The organism is Brucella pecoris (assembly GCF_006376675.1).
Taxonomy (GTDB): Bacteria; Pseudomonadota; Alphaproteobacteria; order Rhizobiales; family Rhizobiaceae; genus Brucella; species Brucella pecoris.
Map to the genome: position 1 here is coordinate 176,176 of NZ_VEWK01000002.1, position 22,626 is coordinate 198,801.

Consider the following 22,626-nt stretch of genomic DNA (forward strand, 5'->3'; position numbering starts at 1 on the left):
CACCTGCTGCCGGCATTCAAGACAGATAGGATTTTTGGAATGAAGAACATAGTTTCCATAACAGTTGCCAGCGGCATCGTGGGTATCGCTGCACTTGCAGTGGGTTACTATGCAGGTACCGCCCGGCAAGTTTCGACTGCTGTAGAAAGCCCTGCTGCTCCCGCGGCAATGAACCAGCAAGCTATTGAGAATGTCGTGCGCAACTATCTCATCCAGAATCCCGAATTGATGCTGGAGGTACAAAGCGCGCTGGAAACCAAGCAGGCGCATGCGGCGCAGGAACAGATCAAGCAGGTACTGGCTGCCAATCGCAGCTCCCTTTTCGATCCCAAGCATGATGCCGTCTTTGGCAATCCCGACGGTGATGTGACAGTCTACGAGTTCTTCGACTACAACTGTGGCTATTGCAAACGGGCCCTGCCCGACATGGAAGCGATCCTGAAAACCGACAAGAACGTGCGGTTTGTCTTGAAGGAATTTCCGATTCTCGGACCAGATTCCGCCAAGGCGCATATTGTGGCGCAGGCTTTCAAAGCGCTGATGCCGGAAAAATATGCTGAATTCCATGAAGTGCTGCTGGGTGCGCAGGAACGTGCGACGGAAGATTCTGCCATCGCCGATGCCGTAAAACTGGGCGCCGATGAAGCGCAGCTACGTGAAAAGATGAAGGACCCGGCAATTACGGGCGCATTCCAACAGACCTATCAGTTGGCACAGCAGCTCAACATTACCGGCACGCCATCCTACATCATCGGAGATGAACTGGTGCCCGGCGCAATCGGCGCTGATGGTTTGGTCGAGAGAATCGCGGCGGCACGCACTGCGGCAAAAAAATAAGCAGTTCCGCGATGGCTTGACTGTTCGCTTTTGTGAAACAGTTTAAGCCATGGCCTCCAATGTTTGTGTTGCGAGCAAAGAAATTGCCGTACTGCCCGCCTATTTTGCAAAGAATAGCGGGAAAAACCGGTTCGGCAAAACATCTGCAATGATTTAGAGGGTTTCGACTTGCGTCCAAGCCCTCTATATGAAATGCGAAGTGTACCGAAATTTCGTGGTAAATGCGTTATCAGTCGCGGACGGATATGGCAAAAACAGTTTTTGTTTTGAACGGCCCCAATCTCAACCTTCTCGGTAAACGAGAACCGGGGATATACGGTGTTGCAACGCTCGAAAATATCGAGGCGGACTGCAAGCGTGAGGCCGAACAACTTGGACTTGATGTCGATTTCCGTCAGTCCAATTACGAAGGTGATCTGGTGACCTGGATTCAGGAGGCTGGCGACAAAAACGCCTATGTCCTCATCAATCCTGCCGCCTACAGCCACACTTCGGTTGCTATTCATGATGCGATCCGCTCGGCCAAGGTAACGGTCGTGGAAGTGCATCTTTCGAACATTCATGCGCGTGAGGCTTTCCGGCATCACTCCTATGTATCCGCAGTCGCCAAAGGCGTTATTTGCGGCTTTGGCGCGGAAGGATATCTGCTCGGTCTGCGCGCGCTTGCGGCAATTGCCAAAGAAGAAGAAAACAACGGGCAAAGCGTTAAAGGGGCCTAATATGTCCAGCAAAAATTCCGTCATCGACAAGGAAACGATCCGCGACTTGGCGGACATTCTCAATGAAACCGACCTGACCGATATCGAAGTGGAACACGGTGATCTGCGTATCCGCGTTTCGCGCAAGGTTACGGTTCAGGCAGCAGCAACCGTTATGCCGGCACCGGTCGTCGCCGCAGCCGCCGCACCAGTTGCTGCTGCTGAACCAACAAAAGCTGAGCTGTCCAAGAACGCCGTTCCGTCGCCAATGGTTGGTACGGCCTATCTTGCTCCGGCTCCAGGCGCTCGCAACTTTATCGAGGTTGGTGCGCAGGTGAAGGAAGGTCAGACCCTTCTCATCATCGAAGCCATGAAGACCATGAACCAGATTCCGGCTCCACGTGCCGGTACGGTCAAGGCCATTCTCATCGAAGACGCTCAGCCGGTTGAATTCGGTGAGCCGCTCGTCATAATCGAATAAGACAGAAGATTACGGCTTATTCAATGAACGGGCAGCAAAGCGCAATGTTTCAAAAGATACTCATAGCCAATCGTGGCGAAATCGCTCTTCGCGTGCTCAGGGCTTGTAAGGAACTGGGCATCAAGACCGTCGCCGTTCACTCCACGGCAGACGCCGACGCGATGCATGTACGGCTGGCGGACGAAAGCGTCTGCATCGGCCCACCGCCATCGCGCGACAGCTATCTGAATATTCATCAGATCGTTGCTGCTTGCGAAATCACCGGTGCCGACGCAATCCATCCGGGTTACGGCTTCCTGTCGGAAAACGCCAAGTTCGCGGAAATTCTTGAAGCGCACGGCATCACCTTCATCGGCCCCACCGCTTCGCATATCCGCATCATGGGCGACAAGATCGAAGCCAAGCGCACTGCAAAGCGCCTCGGCATTCCAGTCGTCCCTGGTTCTGATGGTGGCGTGACGGACGACGTGGAAGCGGCACGCATCGCGAAGGAAATCGGCTACCCGGTCATCATCAAGGCTTCGTCCGGTGGTGGTGGACGCGGTATGAAGGTCGCCCGCAGCGAGGAAGAACTCTCCATCGCTCTTGCAACGGCTCGCTCCGAAGCCGCAGCGGCGTTCGGTGATGACGCAGTCTATATCGAGAAATATCTCGAAAAGCCGCGCCATATCGAAGTTCAGGTCATGGGCGACGGTGCTGGCAACGCCATTCATCTGGGTGAACGTGACTGCTCGTTGCAGCGTCGTCACCAGAAAGTATGGGAAGAAGCCAATTCACCGGCTCTCAATGCTGAGGCACGCGATAAGATCGGCATGGTCTGCGCCAATGCCTGTGCCGAGCTGGGCTATCGCGGTGCGGGAACGATCGAATTCCTTTATGAGGACGGCGAGTTCTATTTCATCGAAATGAACACACGTCTTCAGGTGGAACATCCGATCACGGAAGCCATCACGGGCATCGATCTCGTTCACGAACAGATTCGCGTTGCCGCCGGTCTCGGCCTGTCGGTAAAGCAGAAGGATATCCGGTTCTCCGGCCATGCCATCGAATGCCGTATCAACGCCGAAGACCCGCTGACCTTTGCGCCTTCGCCGGGCCTGATCACGCATTATCATACGCCGGGTGGCCTTGGTATCCGCGTGGATTCGGGCGTCTATTCCGGCTATCGCATTCCGCCTTACTACGACAGCCTCATCGGCAAGCTCATCGTGCATGGTCGCAATCGCGTCGAATGCATGATGCGCCTGCGCCGCGCACTGGACGAGTTCGTGGTCGATGGTGTGAAAACCACCCTTCCGCTTTTCCAGGACCTGATCGCCAATCAGGACATTGCGAACGGCGAATATGACATTCATTGGCTGGAAAAATATCTGGCCAAGAAAACCAAGAGCGAAAGCGCCTGACGAAAGTGACCGCAGGAGTATCCCCGGACGACTATTCAATCGAACCGGAGCTGCTCCTGCGGGCCTATGCCACGGGAGTATTTCCCATGGCCGAAGAAGCCGACGATCCCGAGGTCTTCTGGGTTCGTCCTGAGAAGCGCGGCATTATCCCGCTTGATGGCTTCCACCTGCCGAAAAGCCTCCAGAAGACCATCCGCCAGGGTATTTTTGACATAAGACTTGATAGCGATTTCGACGGCGTGATCGAAGGTTGCGCCAGCGGAACTGGAGAACGCGCGCGCACATGGATCAATGGCCCCATCCGCGAATCCTATAAGAAATTGTTCGAGATTGGACATTGCCACACGGTTGAAGCCTGGAACGACGGCCAACTCGTCGGCGGGCTTTACGGTGTAACACTGGGACGCGCCTTTTTCGGCGAAAGCATGTTCACGCGCAAACGGGATGCGTCGAAGGTTTGCCTCGCCTATTTGGTCCAGCATCTGGTCAGGCAAGGTTTCGTGCTTCTCGATACGCAGTTCACAACGCCGCATCTTGAAAGATTCGGCGCTGTGGAAGTTACACGGAAAAAATATGAGAAACTGCTGGAAAACGCGCTCGAGGGTATCGCACGTTTCTAACCGGATACAACCTAGAGCGGTTCCGGTTTAAATGGAATCGTCGGAACCGCTCTATCTATTTTTTTTCACGCATTATCCGACGCAAAACCGCTTCGCACTTTTGCTGGAAATGCTCTAGTTACGCTGATCTGGCGGTGGTACTTCCGACTTCTGTTTGCAGTCCTTCAGCCAAACGTCATAGATCGGATGTTCGACAGCATTGAGTCCGGGACTATCGGCGAACATCCAGCCGGTGAAAATACGGCGTATCTTGCGATCCAGCGTGATCTCATCGACTTCCACAAAACCATCCGTGCGCGGCGCTTCGTTCTCGGTGCGCGAGTAGCAAACTTTCGGCGTTACCTGAAGGGCACCGAACTGGACAGTTTCATTGATATAGACGTCGAATGTCGTGATGCGTCCGGTGACTTTATCGAGACCTGAGAACTCAGCAACCGGATTGGTGATGCGTTCGGCCATGGCTGCCTGAAAAGTGCTGGTGGTCGCCATGAACGAAATCAGGGCAATTTGAACTGCTCTTTTGATCGAGTTTTTTCCGTTGCCAGCCGCGCCGTGAGATTGCTTCGTCAAAACGGAGATCCGCATCCAAAGGGTTTAAATTAAGCCGGAACAATTCCTAAGCATGAAATGTGACGATTCGTTGCCCTGTCGCAAGCCGCAATGCAGTCGTTGCTGCGAAGCAAGCCGTCTATCCTCAAACCTTTTCCGCTATCGCGTAAAAAGGGCGGGCATATAAGAAATCCGGCGCGAATTAACGCGCCGGACAAAAATCAAAACCGATTATCAATTGCCGGGCGTCCAGGCATCGTACTCGCCAGTCACGCGCGGACGTTCCTCAGGTTCCGTGCCCGGACGAGCGATAGCGCCCTTCGGACGATAAGCCAGCGGAGAACCAGTCAGATTCTGCAGATGCGGTTTCTGCCAGTCACGTGGCTTGTAATCTTCCTTGGAAGGCGGCGTGTCGACGCGATGATGCATCCAGCCATGCCAACCGGGAGGAATAGCGCTTGCTTCCGCATAGCCATTGAAGATTACCCAGCGGCGCGTGCGACCTTCGGAGTCCTTGCCACCCTGGTAATAGATATTGCCGAACTCATCCTCACCGACGCGCTCACCCTTGCGCCACGTATGAAACCGTGTGCCGAGCGTCTGGCCGTTCCACCAGGTGAAAACTTGCGTAATAAATTTCTTCATGACCTATTCCAGATCCATCATTGCCACAGGTGATCGAAATCACCGGGTTTTCTTGCTTATGGCCCTATCGCTCGGCCATGGCAAGGGTCAAGTTGCCGCTGTCACAAGAGTATGAAGAGCCTAAAGCGCTACGCGCTTCAGGCCTTTATATTCTCGCATGTCTTGATCCCCAAACCGGTTCCCACTTTGGGGAGACATGCTTTACATATTCCAGCTTTCCAGCGACTTTTCCATTACCAGCACAGGTTCCTTGCAATTGGGATCGCCCCAATCCTCGTTACGACCGACTTTGGTATAGCCTTTGCGCTCGTAGAAATTTACCGCCTTGGTGTTTCTCTCGATCACTTCAAGCTTCATCGTTCGAACGTCAGGAAAAGCCATCTCGACTTCAGCGAGAAGCATCGTTCCAATACCTTGAACCTGCGTATCAGGACGGACATAAAGCTGATGTAGCAAAGCCTTGCCTTCTTCGGCTTGGCTGGCAAAAGCCATTCCGTCGATGCCGCCCTTACCGTTATCTGCGACAATGAATTCCGAATAAGGCTTTTTCAGATTGGCCTTCAGCACAGCAATGCTGTGCCACTGGGCGGTAACGGCATCCACCATTTCTCGCCCTAGGATGTCATCAAAGGTCGCGTGCCAGGTCGCTATAAGCAGCTCGTTCACTGCCTTAAGATCAGCCTCTGTCGCGCTTCTGACCCACATCACTCTTCGATCCCGAGCTTGGCCTTGACCAGTTCATTGACAGACTGCGGGTTGGCCTTGCCGCCCGTTGCCTTCATGACCTGGCCGACGAACCAGCCAGCCAATGTCGGCTTGGCCTTCGCCTGCTCGACCTTTTCCGGGTTGGCAGCGATGATGTCATCGACAGCCTTTTCGATGGCGCCAGTGTCGGTGACCTGTTTCATGCCACGTTCTTCAACGAGCTTCTTCGGGTCTCCGCCTTCATTCCAGACAATCTCGAAAAGATCCTTGGCGATCTTGCCGGAAATCGTACCATCCTTGATCAGATCGATAACCGCGCCGAGCTGTTCCGGGTTAACCGGCGAATCCTCGATATCCTTACCTGCCTTGTTCAGCGCGCCAAGAAGATCGTTGATGACCCAGTTCGCAGCCGCCTTTCCGTCACGACCGGCAGCAACTGCTTCGTAATAATCAGCAATGGCCTTCTCAGTCACGAGAATCGATGCATCGTAAATCGAGATGCCCTGCTTCTCGACGAGACGCTGCTTCTTGACGTCCGGCAGTTCCGGCAGATCTGCTGCCAGCGCATCCACGAATGCCTGATCGAACTCGAGCGGCAGAAGGTCTGGGTCCGGGAAATAACGATAATCATGCGCTTCTTCCTTGGAGCGCATGGATCGGGTTTCACCCTTTATAGGATCAAACAGGCGCGTTTCCTGATCGATGGAACCACCGTCCTCAAGAATGGCAATCTGGCGACGGGCTTCATACTCTATCGCCTGACCGACAAAGCGGATCGAGTTGACGTTCTTGATTTCGCAACGCGTGCCGAACTCACCGCCCGGACGGCGGACGGAGACGTTTACGTCGGCGCGCATGGAGCCCTCGTCCATGTTGCCGTCGCAAGTGCCGAGATAACGAACAATCGTACGCAGTTTGGTCAGATAGGCGCGGGCTTCATCCGACGAACGCAGATCCGGCTTGGAAACGATTTCCATCAGCGCCACGCCAGAACGGTTCAGGTCGACATAGGACATGGTTGGATGCTGGTCGTGCAGAGACTTGCCCGCGTCCTGTTCCAGATGCAGGCGCTCGATGCCGATCTCCACGTCTTCGAACTGGCCCTTGTTGTCGGGGCCGACCGAAATCATAATCTTGCCTTCGCCAACGATCGGCTGCTTGAACTGCGAAATCTGATAACCCTGTGGCAGATCAGGATAGAAATAGTTCTTGCGGTCGAAAACCGACTTCAGATTGATTTGAGCATTGAGTCCGATACCCGTGCGAACCGCCTGCTTGACGCATTCCAGATTGATCACCGGCAGCATGCCCGGCATAGCCGCATCCACCAGAGAGACATTGGAATTAGGCTCCGCGCCGAACGAAGTGGAGGCACCGGAAAACAGCTTCGATTCTGACGTGACCTGCGCATGGACTTCCATGCCGATGACGACTTCCCAGTCTCCGGTGGCACCGGAGATAAAGCTTTTCGGTTCAGGCGTGCGCGTATCGATAAGTGACATTACTGGCTCGACAATACTGTGATTGGGCTGAAACTGATTGCTTACTGGCTAGAGCAAAGCCCCACCAGATGCAAGCTTTTCAGCCATCCGTTTCCATGATCGCAAAACGAAAAGGCCGCGCGATGCGCGGCCTTTCCGAATTCATGCTTGAAGCGAAGATCAAGCCTCTTCGGACTTATCTTCATCGGCCTTCTTCTTGGGAGCGGCCTTCTTCTTCGCAGCAGCCTTCTTGGCAGGCTTTGCTTCCGAAGCAGCATCTTCGTCTTCAGCCGTCAGCTCTTCCTTCGAGACCTTCTTGTCGGTCACGTTGATATTGGCGAGCAGATGGTCAACGACCTTTTCTTCGAAGATCGGAGCGCGAAGGTTGGCAACAGCATCCGGCGTCTTGCGCAGGAAGTCGTAGATTTCCTTTTCCTGGCCTGGGTAGCGACGGACCTGGTCGTAGACGGCGCGCTGCAGTTCTTCTTCAGAAACTTCAACGCCAGCCTTTTCACCGATTTCGGAGAGAACCAAACCGAGGCGCACGCGGCGCTCAGCAAGCTTGCGATATTCCTCGCGGGCAGCTTCTTCCGTGGTTTCTTCATCTTCGAAGGTACGGCCAGCCTGCTGCAGGTCGAAGTTGATCTGCTGCCAAATGTTGTTGAACTCGGCGTCAACAAGCTTCTGCGGCGTTTCGAACTGGTAATCGCCGTCCAGAGCGTCGAGAATCTGACGCTTTACCTTCTGACGGGTGATCTGGCCGTATTGGCTTTCGATCTGTTCGCGAACGACCTGACGCAGGCGCTCAAGCGATTCGATGCCGAGCTTCTTGGCAGTTTCGTCATCGAGAACGAGTTCGTTCGGCTTGGCAACTTCCTTGACCTTGATATCGAAGGTAGCTTCCTTGCCAGCCAGATGAGCGGCGCCGTATTCAGCAGGGAACGTTACGTTGATAACCTTCTCGTCGCCAGCCTTGACGCCGACGAGCTGCTCTTCGAAGCCCGGAATGAACTGGCCCGAACCAAGAACGAGCTGTGCATCATTATCCGCACCGCCTTCGAAAGGCTCACCGTCGAGCTTGCCCAGATAATCGATCGTGACGCGATCTTCGTTTTCGGCCTTGCCCTTCTTGGTTTCGAAGGTGCGGGTCGACGAAGCGATGCGCTTGACCTGATCGTCAACTTCCTCATCGGAAATATCAACGACTTCACGGGTAACGGCGATCTTCGAGAAATCCTTGACTTCAATTGCCGGCAGAACTTCGTAGTTCAGCGAGAAAACGAAATCAGCCTTACCATCGAGAACCTGTTCGGCCTCTTTTTCGTCTTCCGACAAGATGACTTCAGGCTGCGTAGCAGACTTTTCGTTGCGCTCAGCGAGAATCGAGCGCGACGAATCGCTCAGGATTTCGTTCACGATCTCAGCCATGAAGGACTTGCCATAGGTCTTGCGCAGATGTGCTGTTGGCACTTTGCCTGGACGGAAGCCGTTGATCTTGGCGCGACCGCGCGCGGTATCGAGCCGCTCAGCGAGCTTGGCTTCGAGATCTCCGGCCGGAACCACGACTTTAATCTCGCGCTTCAGCCCTTCATTGAGCGTTTCGGTAACCTGCATGTTCAAACCTTCACTTCTTGTCATTGTCCCGCCGTCACCGGCTTATTTGCCTTGTCGCGGGAGAGAAATTCTTTTGCCTTATGGCAGTTGGTGCGGATAGAGAGCAGCCGCACCAAACCCCACCCATTGATTTCCTTGCACAATATCCACCCGAAAGGCAGTCTTGTGTCCCAGTTTGTGTCACAGTACGTATCGCAAAATTGCGGCGTAAAATCACACGTTGGCGCACCTACTACAATCAGCGCCCAAAAAACACAAGATCGGATTGCCGACTGCTCAACAAACCCTTTACATTATTAGTTCCGGGCGATGGCAATTTTGGGACAAGAAAGCTCCCTATCGAGATGACTATGCGACTTACCGGAATCACGGTACGGTTGCACTCGATTACCTCATGGGGGAGGAATTCGAGGGCATGACATCTGAAGTTTGTATGATGAATAGGCTGGCTGTTGTTCTGGCTGCTGACAGCGCGACTACCGTCTCACGATGGGTCGACGGCAATCGAGAAGAACGGTACTTCAAAGGCGCAAATAAAATCTTTCAGTTGTCGAATAAGCATCCGGTTGGCGTGATGATTTTCGATTCCGCTGACATACTCAATGTGCCATGGGAAACGATTATCAAATCGTTCCGAAGCGAAGCCGCTGGCAAATCCTTCAACACCGTAGAAGATTACGCAAAAGAGCTGTTTAACTACCTCAACGAAAATCAACGTTTCTTTCCTGAAAACAAACAAACCGAGCAAATCATTCGAAGCGCGCAAGGCGTTGCCTGGGGCACGATATCGTCAGTTATTGAAGACGTCGGTCCAGATGATCGGTTTCAGGCGATTGTAGCTGCCTTCACTGAGTCTGATCGCCAATTGGCCAATATTGCCGTTCCAAACGGTCTCGACGATGAAAATATTGATAAGGCGCTTGGCGATACCCGGCATGCAGTTTCCGAGTTCATTGAGGGATATCTAGGTCACTTAGGGATTGCAATTGAAGGTGGCATCGAGGGATTGGCCGACACTTCGATCCGAGAAGTAATAAAGCGACCTCAACAACACCTCAGCTCAACGGGCCTGGTTTTCGCCGGATATGGCGATCACGAATATTTCCCAGCGATGGTCGAGTACAGGCATTACGGAATTGTAAATGGACGACACATTTACGAACGAAATACCTCGGAGAAAATTGATCATGATAAGCCTGCATGGATATCTGCATTCGCTCAGACGTCCATGACCGATACATTCTCCTTGGGCCTGAGTGCCGACGTGTACGAATCGTTGATGGTGGCAGTTGTCGACACGATAACGAATTTTGCTGAGGATGTTGCAGGCCAGAGCGGTGGCCAAATCGCCGCAATTGACGATCTCGCGGGGCTAGTGCAGGCTGCACGTAATCGAATTAGTCAAGCTGTACTTGACAAAGCTAGCAAAGACCATTCTTTGCCACTGCGTAGCGTACTTAGTGTTTTGCCGGTCGATGAGATGGCAGAACTCGCGGAAACGTTAATTACTCTTCAATCGTTAAAGGAGAAGGTTACAAAGCCTTCTGAGACGGTTGGAGGACCAGTTGACGTGGCAATCATTACGAAACACGAAGGCCTAGTCTGGGTTAAGAGGAAACATTTCTTTAATTCAGACATTAATTCGAGATACCAGTTGCGCCAAGCAGCGCTTCATTCGCAATAACCCGTGGAGCAAACAATATGACTTCTCAACCTAATTCACTCCGAAAGGCAGTCGACAGGTCGGAGCAAGCTCAGGAGAAGCTTCCTCCTCGCCGCACTGTGATTGATAAAGAGACTGTGATTTCAGAAAGCCGCCAGCAGTATCGCGGTTTCATTGAAGCGATTAACCGCGCCAGTGATAAAGAAATAGAGCGCGCCCTCAAGATGGCAGCGTTCTGATCTACAACCCCGCTCCGGCGGGGTTTTTTATTGCCCAAGCATGGGAGTCCCGGAGGTTCTACGGATTTCATGCCTTTTCAATGGCTTGCAAAAAAGTGGGGCAGAAAAGCATGCGTTCAAAACATTATGTTTTTTCATACGTCTGCCCCACATTTCGGCAGCCAAGCAACCCAGTTTATGCACCGAATTTCCACAACCGGAAAATGCAGATTGACTAACTTTCAAAATGAGAACATTTTAGGAACATATCCACATTGAGCGGAATATGTTCCTGAGCGCATAGGTGCATGGGGCGGGTTTCGCTTGCCCTGATTTTGGAGTGTGCCTTGCGCCTTCCTGAGACTATAGAGCGTCTTTATTTGGACTTTGACGGCTTTTTTGCGAGCGTCGAACAGCAATGCGACCGGCGTTTACGTGGTCGCCCCATCGGAGTCGTGCCCTTCGAAGGCACCGACCGCACTGCCGTCATTGCCTGTTCGAAAGAGGCGAAGAACTTCGGCGTTAAAAACGTCATGCCGATCAAAGAAGCGAAGCGGTTATGCCCCGACCTTATCCTGGTCCCGCAAAAGCCAGATCTTTACCGGCGCGCTCACAATGCCCTGCTCTGCGAGATCGAGACTGTCATCGCAATCGACACAGCCAAAAGCATTGATGAGCTGACATGCGTTCTCGACGACAGCGGCAAGCGAGACCCGGAGCTATTGGCAGCGCGCATTAAATCGGCGATCTCTGACAACATCGGCCCGTTCATCACCTGCTCAATCGGATTCGCCGCAAACCGCCAGCTTGCAAAGATCGCCTGCAAGGCCGGGAAAGAAGAAACAAAGCGTCGAGGATCCTACGGCAATGGACTGGCCATTTGGTGGCCTGCGATCATGCCGGACCCGCTTTTGCGCGTCGAGCTGGAGGATATACCCGGGGTCGGATCGAATATGGCAAAGCGGCTTTATCGCAATGGCGTGTTTACAACCACCCAGCTCTACGCCTTACAACCGAAACACATGCGGAAGATCTGGAACAGCGTCAACGGTGAGCGACTTTGGTATGCCCTTCACGGCTACGATATCCAGGCGCCAGCACAGCAGCGCGGAATGTTTGGCCATGGTCGCGTTTTGCCACCTGAAGCCCGCTCAATAACGGGCGCTTATGAGATATCCCGGCTACTGCTGACCAAAGCCGCCCGCCGTCTTCGTCGTGAAAATTTCTATGCAGCAGGGTTGTGGCTATGGCTTTCAGTGCGTGACGGAACATGGTTCGGCAAACATTACTTGCCGGTAGTGAATGACGATCAAGCTATTCTGTCGGCGCTGCGCCTGCTCTGGCAACGCGTGCGAGACGACCATCCGCGAGGCATAACCATCTTTCGGGTCGGCGTGACGTTGTATGATCTGTCACCAGCAGGCGAGCGTCAGATGGATATGCTGAATAATGACGATGCCGTGCGCCAGAAATGGGAAAAGGCAAACAACGCCGTCGATACGCTCAACACGAAATATTCCGGAACCATCGTAAGCATGGGCGAATGGAAACCGCCTGCAGGCGGGCACGTGGGCGGCAAGATCAGTTACACCCGCATCCCGTCCGCAGAGGATTTCTGGTAATGGGCAATTGGAAATCCACAATCAAGGTCCGAGATCTGGATGATGAACAGCGACTTGAATTGACCTGCAAAAAGTGCGGTCGCGTGACTTACACAACCAGGCAGATGCTTTGCACGGGCGCTGATCGTTCTCAAAAGTATCTTGATGAGATCGAGGCGAAGGCCAGGTGCAAAGGGCGCGGCTGTCGCGGTCATATGCGTATGGCAATGGTACGCCTGCAGGAAATGAGCGGATTTGTAGGGGGACTTGCATGAGCGAAACAACGAAGACCCTTTGGCTGGACAGCGAAAATTAATGCCCTACCTAAATCCAGACCATCGAAGGAGGATCGAATGTTCGGACCAAAACAGCCCGGCGATTATCCCGACCGTGAAATTGATTGTCAGGAAGCGATTTCGCAGGGCCTCGCTGACCTTGTTGAGCAACAGGTAGCGGCTGGCGCGACGGAAGCTGAAGCCACTGCGGCGCTTTCGGGCGCAAACGTCGTGGGTGTCCGAGAGCTTATTCAGGATGCGGTCGATGCTGGCTGGTCAGAAGAAGAAGCGGCAACAGCCATCCGTGTTGTATCCGAAGGATTACACCACGGAGCAACCGGCACAGATCCGAACGAATAAGCGACGACGAAGGCAAGACACCATCCCGACCGGTAGAAAAGAAAAAGCCCGCCGCGTCGGGTGACGGGCGGGCGCTTGGTCATTCATATTATAGCGGATCGCTGCCGTTTTACCGCGTTAGGGACGCCGCTGCCCAGCCTCCAGACGCTGCAGGATCTCCATCACAACACGGACATCCCCACGCACTGTCGTTAATGTTTCCTGTATTTCCTTCGAATTATCAGCTGCGCTTTTGATCGCCTGGGAGTTTGAGGCTATCTGATAGCTCATGCTTTCCTGGTTACTGGATAGCTTGCGGATATCGGCCTCTATAGTTTGGAACCGCTGATCGTTTTTTCCCTTATCCTCGCGCACTTCGGCTAAGCGCTCTTTATGATAAGCCTCGTGCGAGAGCTTCCACTTTGCGAGATCCTCGATATCGCGGGATCTGTTGACCCAGATCGTTACACCGCCGAGGATGAGGACGGCGATCTGCCCGAGCTGCAGCAGCGTGTTGAAGTTCCACTCAAACTTTCCTTTGCTTGGTAACCGCATCGCACCTTCCCTCACCGTAGCCCCCTTGCCCAGCCGTCATAAAATTCCGCGCATCGATCCGTTCGCGCATTCTGCCTGTCCAGCGCCGCTCGCTCCCTTTTAAGGATGGAGCGGACTTCCGCCCCCTCGATCAACGGCGCATGCGGCTCTTTCTTGCGACAGTCATCGGGATATTCAGGCGGGACAATGCGCGCCTGCGCCTTACCCTGCTGTTCAGCAGCCTCCTGCAGCAGTCGATCACTGGCGCAGGAACTGCAAATCATCGCGATCAAGCAGACAGGCACGGCCCGCCGCTGCCAGCTTTTTCTCATAGTCCGCTATCTCCTGTTCAGATTTTTCGATCTGTGCGGCCTCAGCTGCGCGAGCGTTCCGCAACTGCACCTGGTAGGCTTCAATCACAATCGCGTTGGCTCTGCCCTGCCGTAGCAGCTCGTCGCGTTCCGCCCGCAGCGCCGCCGCCTGAAATTCGGGAACAAGGCCTTTCTTTGCCTGCCCCTCGAAAACAACGCCGAGATAGGGAAGATCTTTGAGAACCGGCACGCCGTTAAAATAGATCGCAGACAGCACGATCCCGACGGCGCAGCCAGCGCCAAACTTGAGATAGTCCAGCAAGCCGAACATCACAGACCCGCCAGACAAAGTTCCAGCTCACCGATGCGCTGAGCGTCACCCAGCTCGCGGCGTTTTTTCAGACCGTCCACGACCTTTCCCCCGGCGCGATTGAAAGCAGTCATCGCGTTGCAAGCGGCACGCCATTGCCGTTCACTCATACGGCGGGCGGCAGTTGATTTGCAGGCCGCACCTGTCCCGATGTTGTAGGAGAGATCCAGCATAGACGCCTGCACGCTGATGGGTGCCTGGTCGAAAGTGCGGATACACTTGCGGAGCGGTTGCCGGAAATCGTTCTCCAGTCGGGTGATGAGCTTTTCGCGGCACTGCCTGTCAGTATAATAGTCGCCTTTCTGCACGCCTTTGGTTTCACCCAGGCACACAGTCCAGACCCTGCCGAGCTTGTCATAATAGGCATGGTTTTCCATACCTTCCCACGGCGCGGTCAGATAAGTCGCCGTCAAAGCAACTAGCCCCAACCCAGACGCCAGAGCCGCCTTTGCGCGTTTACTCGCCATTTCGAAATACCTTCTGAGAAACAAGGCGCATCACAAAGGCTGCGACCACCACAACAAAGGTCAGCAACGCGAACACGCCGGAGGGGATGGGAAAAGTGTCACCAAGGAGCGGCAACACCGCTTCAATGCCGGTCAGAACACCGGCAAGCAGGATCAGGCGGACAGACCACGCCTTTCGCAAGACGTGCCGCCAATCGGGCACAAGCTGCATGACAGCCTCTATTTGACGATGGATATGAGAGAGATCTTCAGCTGCAGGCTGATATTGTCGTAGGCGACATAGCTCCAGCCGATCCAGCAACCACAGATCCTGCCGAAGATATTGAAGCGAGCGCGATACGAGAAAAACAATCGGCCATTCGCGTCTCGATACACACCCTCATAGAATGTGCCGGGTTTCGACCAGTCAAAGCCGCCGCTATCGATCTGATAAACAGTGGTAACGCCTTCGAACCTGAAACCGAAAACATTGGCCGCAAATCCGTAGGCTGGGTTTCGCATGATCCATCGTGTTCGCTGCCACCACAATTTGAAGCCCTTGGCTTGCGGCCAACCTAGCTGATGTTGCGCGCCGTCCAGGTCGTCATCATGCGTGTGAAAAAGCGAGAATGGGTATGGCAGAACCGAAATCCCTGCCAACACCGACCAGAGCGCCAATATCGGTGCGATCAGGATCGCTACCAGCTTGGCAATAAGCAGCAAGATCCCGTAGATCGCCCACTTGATGAAGACGACCGGATAATTCCGGATAATGTATTTCATGATTGCCCCGTTGGAAATTCGAGCGGCGCTAGGCGCGACCTATACCCATGCCCATAGGTGACCCGCCCGTCGTCGAGGTTGCGGGCGCTTGCGGTTTAGGATCAGGCACCGCAGGCGTTTTAGGACTGTTCTCGTTTGTTTTCGACGTGCTGGCAGCAGTCGACTTTTTCTTATCTTTGGATGCCTTGCTGGCGACCGGCTTTAGCTTCGCTTCGATATCGGTCATATATCCCGACTTGCTGATGCGGTGGGTTGCTGTCTCGATAATGAATTCTATGCCGTCAATTTCCGGCCGCACATTCTGGTAGGAAAACGGCGCGCCTGCCCGAATGGTCGGATCGCCAAACACTGTGACAAAGGTTTTGACAGTTTCCGCCTTGAGGCTTTCAGCCTTGGACTTCGCAGCTTTTTTCGCTTCGGCTTCCGTGCTGAAATTTTCCTTCACCGTAAATTCGGCAGTGCCTTCCTCGTCGCTGTCTTCCTCGACCTCGACCGTCTCAGCCTTGGCGCGGTCGCGAACCTTTGCGCGCACTGTTTTGACTTTCTTGCGATAGGCGAAGTTGATGCGACATGTGCCCTGCACAATCTCGAATGGCCCTACAATGATAGGCGTCAAATCCTTTCCGCTCGCAGACTTCCCGCTACCACGCTTCGCAAATATCAGCTTGCCATCCTTGACCGAGAACAAAGCACCGTGAATGCGTGCCAGACGCTCGCAGACATGCATGTCGCTCTCATCCTGCTGTCCGAACCAGTCGTACTTGTGCGAAGCAACTTCATCGTCGATGACGGGCTGTAAACCGTTTTCGGAGGCGATTTGCTGCAGGATCTCCGCGACAGTCTTTTCATCCCAGTGGCGGGAGCGGCTCTGCTTGAACTTGTCGCGGATATTCGCCCCTCGCCCGCGAATATTCATGCCGTAGGGAAGGCAACGGATCTCCGGGTCATCTACCGTGAACGCCCCGAAAGGGAGTATGCCGGTTTCTGCATAGCCAAGCGACACCTCGATCTTGTCACCTTTTTTAGGGATGGCGGCGAACGGGTTGCCATCATTCAGGTCGACATCAATCGAGTCCGAGCCGACACCCTCTTTGTCAGTGACAGTCAGCGAGATAAGCCGTTCATTCACAATGGACGCGACGGCTTTGCCGTTGACTTTTATTTCAAAGGCTGGAGTCTTCATGAAGCACCTAGTGCTGGACTTTGATTAAAAGGGGGAAAAATGAGGAAGCTTTTCGTTTCTACTGCGCTGCTGAGTAGCATCGTTCAAATCGGCGCTGCGACGGCAGATAATAATAGGCCGACACCTCAAGCAGTGACGGCTGCGATGGCAATGGTCAAAATTGTAAGCCAAGACATCAAGAGGGATCCAGAGAATCCAAGGGTTTTGGTGCAAATCAAAAATGACAGCGACCTTGCGTTCAGCTGGATCACTGTATCTTGTCGCATCATGAAAGGTGACAAGTTCCTCGACGTAGCGGAGGCATACATTACAAATGTTCAGCCAGGGGAAACCGCCGGAGAACAGGCAACCTATTCCGCAACACCAGAGAACAATGAAGCTGATCGCGCTATTTGCAGACCAGCGATTGGCTTGTAGGCTAGTCCCATAGTGCAATTAGCGGTTGGTTTTGATCTGTTCGCAAAGCATCGGGAAGATGAATTTTTGTACCAATTGGCAACCGATGCGGCAGCGCCGCCAGCCCTGGGTTAGCTTCCAAAACCCGCTCGACATAGCCGCTTTCGTCGCCATAGACCTTACGGCAGATAGCATCAATCATTTCGCCTTGTATCGTTGTATAAACACGCCCCATGGCATCACCCGAATAGTGACTGAATAACTGAAATCGGCGAAAAGCTGCCACCGCTGTAGCGCTTGAGCTGGATGCGAAAAACATCCATTCGCGGCTGTCCTAGCGCAGTATGATACGATTGGTCTTCACTAATACCTTCGATCACATGCATACCGTAGACATTCCCGGCTAGTGTAATAAGCGGCAATACAGTTCCGGCAACTGCCGCCCCGCGAAGGCCTTCAAGAACAGCCAATCCGCCGAACTCATGTGGGAACAACACTCCTTCAATTGTCGTGCGATCATCGTCGCCGCCTGTCCATTGGAGGCGGTTCAACCCGCCTACAGTGTTGATGTCGGCCCAACGGGTGGAAAGGTCACGCTTCAATCCCCGGTAACCGAACCGAAGGGAATGAAACATGAAAGGCCCTAAGCACATCGGAATTGCCATTACATTCCCCCGTCGGAATATGCTCCGCCAGACGCCGCACGGAATTGAGCCGCGACTGCTTGTGCTGTCTGAGATGCGATCTGCTCCGGAGAAGCACCGGTCTGCACGTTCATATGAACCGTCACCACAGGAGCAGGCTGCGGATTGGTAACCCGCACATCTTGCGTTCCACTCGGCATGGTCTGTACCGGCGTAGCAACTGAAACAGATGGCGTCCCAACCAACGAAACATCAGCCGGCCCCTTTGCACCTGCAATGCCAGCAGTAGGAGATGGCGCGGTCAATGCGTTCCACAGCGCACCGAAACTAAACGGCTGCGACGCATTTTGCGCGGGCTGATTTGGCAGAGGCGCGGCTGGTAACACTTGCCCCGTACCAGTACCTGCTTTGGCCCTTTGTTCGTTGGACTTCTGTACGAAAAATTCCGGGTTTATGTAGCGAGGATCGGACGGACCTTTTGCTTCAAGCCCCTTGTAGAGACCATAGGCCATAAGCCCCCATATGCCACCACGGGCGACCATACCCCCGGTGCCACCGCCAGCACCAAGAATTCGGCTTAACCATCCAGCACCAGCACCACCAGCAGCTGCAGCGCCACCGCCAACCGCTGTAGAAGCGGCACCAGCCGCCGCCGTTCCTGCGATCAGGTTTCGCAGGTTTAGGAGCGGACCGGAAACCGCCAACAAACCACCAGCAATCATAGCCCAGTCAACCATTGAAAGTTTGGCCAGATTATCCGCGAACTCACCAATGCTGTTAGCACCCTTGACGGCATCAATCAGCGTGATAGCAGCGGAAGATACAAGGGCGATCTTCCCAAATGGGGACATAGCTAAACGGGTGATACCGCGCCCCAAAGTCAGCATCGCTGCGCCGGTAGCGGCAATGCCGAGTGCACTTATCACGGTCGCAGAACCAGACATCTTGCTGAGAGCTTCCGAGATATTCCCGGCAGCGCCTAACAGATCCCCTTCCCCAATATCTTTGGCGAAGGCTTTCAGATCTAGACCGATCTTGCGGAAATTGTTCGAGAGCTTAGCCAGATCAATCATGCGCTGATCGACCTGAGTGCCGTCGCCTTCAAAGGCCTTGCCAAACAGAAGATCACCGAGATCATTGATTAGCTGGCGTGTTCCGCCCTCGCCCCCATAACCAAAACCGCTCATCAAGCCCTTGACGGCCATTTCGATCTTATCGATGACGCCCACTCGCTTATCCAGCGTGTCCAGCACATCGCCGATGCCAAGGCTCATATCCTTGATCGTCGGCAACCAGCTGTCACCAACGCCGATGCCATAAGCTTTGATCTTGTTTCCGAGCAACTGCAAGGCGTTCGCGGTCGTTTCAGCGCGAACCATATATTCCTGAAACGCGGATCCGCTGTAATTCGACTCAGTGCCGACCATCGCAAGCTCGCGGCGCAGTTCTTTTGTATCGGCAATGATCGGCATGAGTGCCCGCGCCTCATCACCGAACAAGGCAGAAGCGATGCTGATATGCTGATCTTTCGGTAGCTGCTGGATCCGCTCGATTACGTTCAATGTGGTCTTGAGCGCATCTTTCTGCATGTTCTTCGATACCTTGACGGAATCGAGGCCGAGCTTTGCAAATGCCAAACGCTGCGACTTTGTCGCCTGCTCGCCTTTCGTCAGCGCTCGCCCCATATTGCGGAACGAGGTCGCGGCAACTTCCGCCTCAGCACCTGCCGAAATCATCGACGCACCGAATGCGAGTGTCTGAGTATCGGAAAAGCCGAACATCTTGCCGGTCGCAGCAACCCGCTTGTCAAACTCGACGAGGTCGCGAGCAGCCGAAGCGGTATTGTTCGCAAGGTGATTGATGGCGTCAGCGTGCAAACCGATCTGGTCGACGTTGAAACCAAGCTGGGTCTTGATCTTTGCCAATGCGTCGCCAGTTTCGCCCTGCGACGTATCCCACGCCACGCTGACCTTTGCCGCCATTTCCGAGAACTTTGTCAGTTCCTGCAAGGCAACGCCGGACTGACCGGCAGCAGCATAGATCGAGGCAAGCCCATCGGCAGTTACCGGGAGTTCCTTCGATAGTCCGAGGATCTCGGATCGAACGACGGACAATTGCGCAGGCGTGCCGTCGACGACCTTGCGGACATCGGCGAACGCTTCCTCGAATTTCATGGCAGCACCGACGGTGCCGCCGATGCCTTCACGAACGCCGACATAGCCTGCACCAATGGCGACAAGATTGCGAGCCAGCGCCCCGACGGAAAAGCCGCCGCCCGCCCCCATGATCGCGGACGTGGTTCTGCTGGCGCGACGGTTGAGACCGTCGAGCGCAGCAGCAACACCGCGAGCGGGCCCGGTGATCTGATCGACAAGCGAAACAACAAGCTTGGAACTCAGGACAGCCATTATTTTCTCTTTGCTTTCATCAGATCGACGGCCTCATCACGCCACAGCAAGACTTCCTGCGGCGTCATTTCCATGAATGTCGATATCGGTGTGTAAAGGTTCTGGCTAAGCCAGATGGTCAGGCGTCGCCATCCGAGCTTTCCTCGATCAAGAAAGGGGTGACGATCTTGCTGCACCTCTTATAATCGCCGAGGGAGAATTGCGCGATTTCTGGCTGAGTTGCCCCAGAGAGTTGCGCAATCATCAGTGTCAGCACGGCATTATTGCCGCCGCCATTTGCAACACTTTCAACCGTGATGAGATCCGCGACCTTCGGCTCGCGAATGGTGATTTCATCTGTCTCGACACCAGCAATCTTGTATGTCGTCGAGAGCTTCACTTTTACGGGTTCAGGCATTTTCGATCCTTGTCGAACTGGCGAGCGTTACGCGAGAAGCGCGCTGCGGATGGATTGCGTGCGAGACGTGCCGCCGATGGACACATCAAACGGCGTCATTTCGATCAGGATCGCCCCTTCGACTTCCAGCTTGTAATAGCGAAGCGTGATCGAGAAATCGTTTTCGGCCATGTCACCCGGCTTCCAGGCACCATGATCGTTCTTGATGAGGCGACCGCGAATATAAGCAGTTGCGTTGACGACGGTGCCATCCTCGTGCACGAGCGCACCGGTCACCATGAACTCGCGTTCGGAACCGACCTCTAGGCCGAACAGCGTGATAACCTGCGGATCAAAGCCGGAGAGCTTGAAACTAGCCTCCATCTTTTCATAACCCATCGGGACATCAATCGGCAGCACCATACCGGCGTTGCGCAGTTCCTCGACCTTTTCCGTCGGCACCGGCAGCGTGATTTCGCTTGCCTGCCCGATCTTCGAAACGCGGTCTGCAAAAATGGTGCAGTTCCGCAGGATATAACGCGGCATGTCAGACATGAGCCTAACCCCTTAATAACGTTGAAATGGGAAAATTGGAGCGGGATGGGCTGGCAGTTAGCCAGCCGATCCGGAAGTGATTTCCTGCGCAACCTGGTTGAGCAGCAGCGTATAACTGGCGATGTTGCGATATGCCGTGATACGGATATCAACCATCGGTGCAGGCGGTTCGAACTTCACACCAAGCTTGATGATGCCTTGCGCCATATCGTTGTCGGTGTTCGTGTCCAGCAACCAGCAATCATGACCAGGCAGGATTGCGCCTTCGGCTTCCATCTGCCGGAGGAAAGCGCGCCCACCTTCGACCATGAATTTCAGATTGGCGCGGGAGAACGGCTTGTCGACAAATTCGAGATATGCCTTTTCCAGCGCTTCATTGATCGCGTCAGCAGTACGCCGCACAGAAATGAACTGCCAAAGAAGTTCTGCAGAACAGGTCCAGACACCCCAGAGCCGGAAGCCGGTATTATCGATATTGACGATAGTGTTGACCCGGTTTTCGTTGAGGTAGTTCGACTGGTCGCCATATTCGATGGGGCGATTGACGCCGACAATACCGGAGATCCCAACATTCGAACCGGACCACCAGAAGCCTTGCTCCAGATCCATTTTCGCCTGCTTGGCGGCGAAGATCGGCGAGGATGGGGCCGGAACATTGGCATCAAGTTCCGTGTCGTATTTCAAGACTTTCGGATCGCAAATCGCGATGCGCCCTGAATTGATCAGCCCACGGTACTGCACTGCAGCCTGATCGGTCGTGTCCGGCCCGTCGACATAAGCCACGGCTTTCAGCTTTTCCGCCACACCCATCAGTTCGGCAACAACCGGGTTCATAACAGAACCGATATTGGCGGTTGCGGTTGCGTCCTTGGATCCAGCCTTGCCAGTGATCGTAACCGTCGGTGTGCCAGTAAAACCGTAGCCAGCCTTGCGAACGATGATCGCGGTGATCGCACCTTCAGCAACAACAGCCTCGGCGACTGCACCGGATCCGGTGCCCATGATCGCGACAGCAGTCGTATCGGCATCATAGCCGGTACCGCCTGCTGTCACATTGATAGAAGCGATGCCGTCGGCTGGCGAGGTCTGGGTAAAACCGGGGGCAATGAGCAGTTTAGGCTTATACAAGCCGTCGGAGGATGCGCGCCGGAAGGCATGGACGCCGGTAAAAGCAGTCTGGTCGCCGATCAGGTTCGACCAGGTTTCCGCCGTCGTCTCACCCTCATCAACCCGAACCACAATGATCGGACAGCCGACCTGGTCGAAAATGCTGTCGATGGCGTTTTTCAGCGTACCGGCATTGCCGAGAGTTGCTGCATCCTGCGGGCGCAGGATCTGCACCGGCTTATTCAATGGGAACGCGAGCACGTCCGCATTCGGCGCAGTGCCGATAAGACCGATGACTGCAGTGCGCGCAATACGCACCAGAAGCGGGGTTTCGGCACTTTCGAATACACGCGTGCCATGGTGAAAGGACACAGATGCCATAGC

At 54.3% G+C, this 22,626-nt stretch carries 27 protein-coding genes; 10 read left to right on the plus strand and 17 right to left on the minus strand.

The features are described 5' to 3' along the window. Nucleotides 1–39 precede the first annotated feature (39 nt). The 5 genes from FIB18_RS04050 to aat all read left to right on the plus strand — a co-directional run bounded on the left by FIB18_RS04050 (nt 40) and on the right by aat (nt 4,039). Nucleotides 40–837: a DsbA family protein gene (locus FIB18_RS04050; protein WP_140019552.1), complete on the plus strand. Its 798-nt coding sequence runs from the start codon at nt 40–42 to the stop codon at nt 835–837. A 245-nt stretch (nt 838–1,082) separates the two neighbouring features. Then, entirely contained in the window at nt 1,083–1,556 is a 474-nt protein-coding gene (aroQ, locus tag FIB18_RS04060) for a type II 3-dehydroquinate dehydratase (protein ID WP_010661265.1), read from the plus strand. A gap of 1 nt (nt 1,557) precedes the next feature. Next, nucleotides 1,558–2,016 (plus strand): acetyl-CoA carboxylase biotin carboxyl carrier protein, encoded by a 459-nt coding sequence (gene accB, locus FIB18_RS04065; RefSeq protein WP_140019554.1) that lies wholly within the window; start codon nt 1,558–1,560, stop codon nt 2,014–2,016. A gap of 44 nt (nt 2,017–2,060) precedes the next feature. After that, nucleotides 2,061–3,419 (plus strand): acetyl-CoA carboxylase biotin carboxylase subunit, encoded by a 1,359-nt coding sequence (gene accC / locus FIB18_RS04070; RefSeq protein ID WP_140019555.1) that lies wholly within the window; start codon nt 2,061–2,063, stop codon nt 3,417–3,419. 50 nt (nt 3,420–3,469) lie between these two features. Next, nucleotides 3,470–4,039 (plus strand): leucyl/phenylalanyl-tRNA--protein transferase, encoded by a 570-nt coding sequence (gene aat, locus FIB18_RS04075; protein WP_140019934.1) that lies wholly within the window; start codon nt 3,470–3,472, stop codon nt 4,037–4,039. A gap of 114 nt (nt 4,040–4,153) precedes the next feature. On the opposite strand, the gene FIB18_RS04080 is transcribed toward aat, so the two are convergent. From FIB18_RS04080 to tig, 5 genes are all read right to left on the minus strand, one after another. After that, nucleotides 4,154–4,624, minus strand: coding sequence for a DUF2155 domain-containing protein (locus tag FIB18_RS04080; protein WP_140019556.1), 471 nt, complete (start codon nt 4,622–4,624; stop codon nt 4,154–4,156). Between the two features lie 198 nt (nt 4,625–4,822). Continuing rightward, nucleotides 4,823–5,233 carry an NADH:ubiquinone oxidoreductase subunit NDUFA12 gene (locus tag FIB18_RS04085; RefSeq protein ID WP_140019557.1) on the minus strand — a complete coding sequence of 137 codons (411 nt, stop codon included), beginning with the start codon at nt 5,231–5,233 and terminating at the stop codon, nt 4,823–4,825. 201 nt (nt 5,234–5,434) lie between these two features. Then, the gene (locus FIB18_RS04090; protein ID WP_140019558.1) at nt 5,435–5,938 is read right to left on the minus strand and encodes a GNAT family N-acetyltransferase; all 504 of its coding nucleotides are present in this window, start codon (nt 5,936–5,938) and stop codon (nt 5,435–5,437) included. Continuing rightward, nucleotides 5,938–7,440, minus strand: coding sequence for an Asp-tRNA(Asn)/Glu-tRNA(Gln) amidotransferase subunit GatB (gene gatB / locus FIB18_RS04095; RefSeq protein WP_140019559.1), 1,503 nt, complete (start codon nt 7,438–7,440; stop codon nt 5,938–5,940). Before gatB ends, FIB18_RS04090 begins: the two co-directional genes overlap by 1 nt. Before the next feature lie 159 nt (nt 7,441–7,599). Further along, nucleotides 7,600–9,033 carry a trigger factor gene (tig, locus tag FIB18_RS04100; protein ID WP_268898982.1) on the minus strand — a complete coding sequence of 478 codons (1,434 nt, stop codon included), beginning with the start codon at nt 9,031–9,033 and terminating at the stop codon, nt 7,600–7,602. A 415-nt stretch (nt 9,034–9,448) separates the two neighbouring features. Here tig and FIB18_RS04105 point away from each other — a divergent pair, with 415 nt between their 5' ends. The 4 genes from FIB18_RS04105 (at nt 9,449) to FIB18_RS04125 (ending at nt 13,150) form a co-directional block, all read left to right on the plus strand. Then, complete coding sequence (locus FIB18_RS04105; protein ID WP_140019561.1) at nt 9,449–10,717, plus strand: enolase-like domain-containing protein; 1,269 nt, start codon at nt 9,449–9,451, stop codon at nt 10,715–10,717. 17 nt (nt 10,718–10,734) lie between these two features. Further along, nucleotides 10,735–10,935, plus strand: coding sequence for a hypothetical protein (locus FIB18_RS04110; protein WP_140019562.1), 201 nt, complete (start codon nt 10,735–10,737; stop codon nt 10,933–10,935). Between the two features lie 326 nt (nt 10,936–11,261). Further along, nucleotides 11,262–12,536, plus strand: a complete 1,275-nt coding sequence (locus tag FIB18_RS04115) for a Y-family DNA polymerase (RefSeq protein ID WP_140019563.1) — start codon at nt 11,262–11,264, stop codon at nt 12,534–12,536. A gap of 332 nt (nt 12,537–12,868) precedes the next feature. Beyond that, nucleotides 12,869–13,150, plus strand: coding sequence for a hypothetical protein (locus tag FIB18_RS04125; RefSeq protein ID WP_140019565.1), 282 nt, complete (start codon nt 12,869–12,871; stop codon nt 13,148–13,150). A 117-nt stretch (nt 13,151–13,267) separates the two neighbouring features. Here FIB18_RS04125 and FIB18_RS04130 read toward each other — a convergent pair whose 3' ends face one another. The 6 genes from FIB18_RS04130 to FIB18_RS04160 form a co-directional block, all read right to left on the minus strand. Further along, nucleotides 13,268–13,684: a hypothetical protein gene (locus FIB18_RS04130; RefSeq protein WP_140019566.1), complete on the minus strand. Its 417-nt coding sequence runs from the start codon at nt 13,682–13,684 to the stop codon at nt 13,268–13,270. A gap of 237 nt (nt 13,685–13,921) precedes the next feature. Continuing rightward, nucleotides 13,922–14,305, minus strand: a complete 384-nt coding sequence (locus FIB18_RS04140; protein WP_140019567.1) for a hypothetical protein — start codon at nt 14,303–14,305, stop codon at nt 13,922–13,924. Beyond that, on the minus strand, nt 14,305–14,811 hold the full coding sequence (locus FIB18_RS04145) for a lysozyme (RefSeq protein ID WP_140019568.1): 507 nt from the start codon (nt 14,809–14,811) through the stop codon (nt 14,305–14,307). Before FIB18_RS04145 ends, FIB18_RS04140 begins: the two co-directional genes overlap by 1 nt. Continuing rightward, nucleotides 14,801–15,022 carry a DUF7940 domain-containing protein gene (locus FIB18_RS04150; RefSeq protein ID WP_114215474.1) on the minus strand — a complete coding sequence of 74 codons (222 nt, stop codon included), beginning with the start codon at nt 15,020–15,022 and terminating at the stop codon, nt 14,801–14,803. The genes FIB18_RS04145 and FIB18_RS04150 overlap by 11 nt, the downstream gene beginning before the upstream one ends. Before the next feature lie 8 nt (nt 15,023–15,030). Continuing rightward, nucleotides 15,031–15,573, minus strand: coding sequence for a DUF7338 family protein (locus tag FIB18_RS04155; RefSeq protein WP_140019569.1), 543 nt, complete (start codon nt 15,571–15,573; stop codon nt 15,031–15,033). A gap of 28 nt (nt 15,574–15,601) precedes the next feature. Then, entirely contained in the window at nt 15,602–16,756 is a 1,155-nt protein-coding gene (locus tag FIB18_RS04160; protein WP_140019570.1) for a phage late control D family protein, read from the minus strand. A gap of 39 nt (nt 16,757–16,795) precedes the next feature. Between FIB18_RS04160 and FIB18_RS04165 the strand changes: the two genes are divergently transcribed. Continuing rightward, the gene (locus tag FIB18_RS04165; protein ID WP_114215477.1) at nt 16,796–17,173 is read left to right on the plus strand and encodes a hypothetical protein; all 378 of its coding nucleotides are present in this window, start codon (nt 16,796–16,798) and stop codon (nt 17,171–17,173) included. A gap of 1 nt (nt 17,174) precedes the next feature. Here the strand turns inward: FIB18_RS04165 and FIB18_RS04170 are convergent, their stop codons facing one another. The 6 genes from FIB18_RS04170 to FIB18_RS04195 all read right to left on the minus strand — a co-directional run bounded on the left by FIB18_RS04170 (nt 17,175) and on the right by FIB18_RS04195 (nt 22,623). Beyond that, entirely contained in the window at nt 17,175–17,387 is a 213-nt protein-coding gene (locus FIB18_RS04170; protein WP_140019571.1) for a tail protein X, read from the minus strand. 4 nt (nt 17,388–17,391) lie between these two features. After that, nucleotides 17,392–17,817: a phage tail protein gene (locus tag FIB18_RS04175; RefSeq protein WP_140019572.1), complete on the minus strand. Its 426-nt coding sequence runs from the start codon at nt 17,815–17,817 to the stop codon at nt 17,392–17,394. Further along, complete coding sequence (locus FIB18_RS04180) at nt 17,817–20,204, minus strand: phage tail tape measure protein (RefSeq protein WP_140019573.1); 2,388 nt, start codon at nt 20,202–20,204, stop codon at nt 17,817–17,819. Before FIB18_RS04180 ends, FIB18_RS04175 begins: the two co-directional genes overlap by 1 nt. A 118-nt stretch (nt 20,205–20,322) precedes the next feature. Beyond that, the gene (locus tag FIB18_RS04185) at nt 20,323–20,601 is read right to left on the minus strand and encodes a phage tail assembly protein (protein ID WP_140019574.1); all 279 of its coding nucleotides are present in this window, start codon (nt 20,599–20,601) and stop codon (nt 20,323–20,325) included. 27 nt (nt 20,602–20,628) lie between these two features. Continuing rightward, entirely contained in the window at nt 20,629–21,135 is a 507-nt protein-coding gene (locus FIB18_RS04190) for a phage major tail tube protein (protein WP_140019575.1), read from the minus strand. Between the two features lie 57 nt (nt 21,136–21,192). After that, entirely contained in the window at nt 21,193–22,623 is a 1,431-nt protein-coding gene (locus tag FIB18_RS04195; protein ID WP_140019576.1) for a phage tail sheath subtilisin-like domain-containing protein, read from the minus strand. Nucleotides 22,624–22,626: the final 3 nt, after the last annotated feature.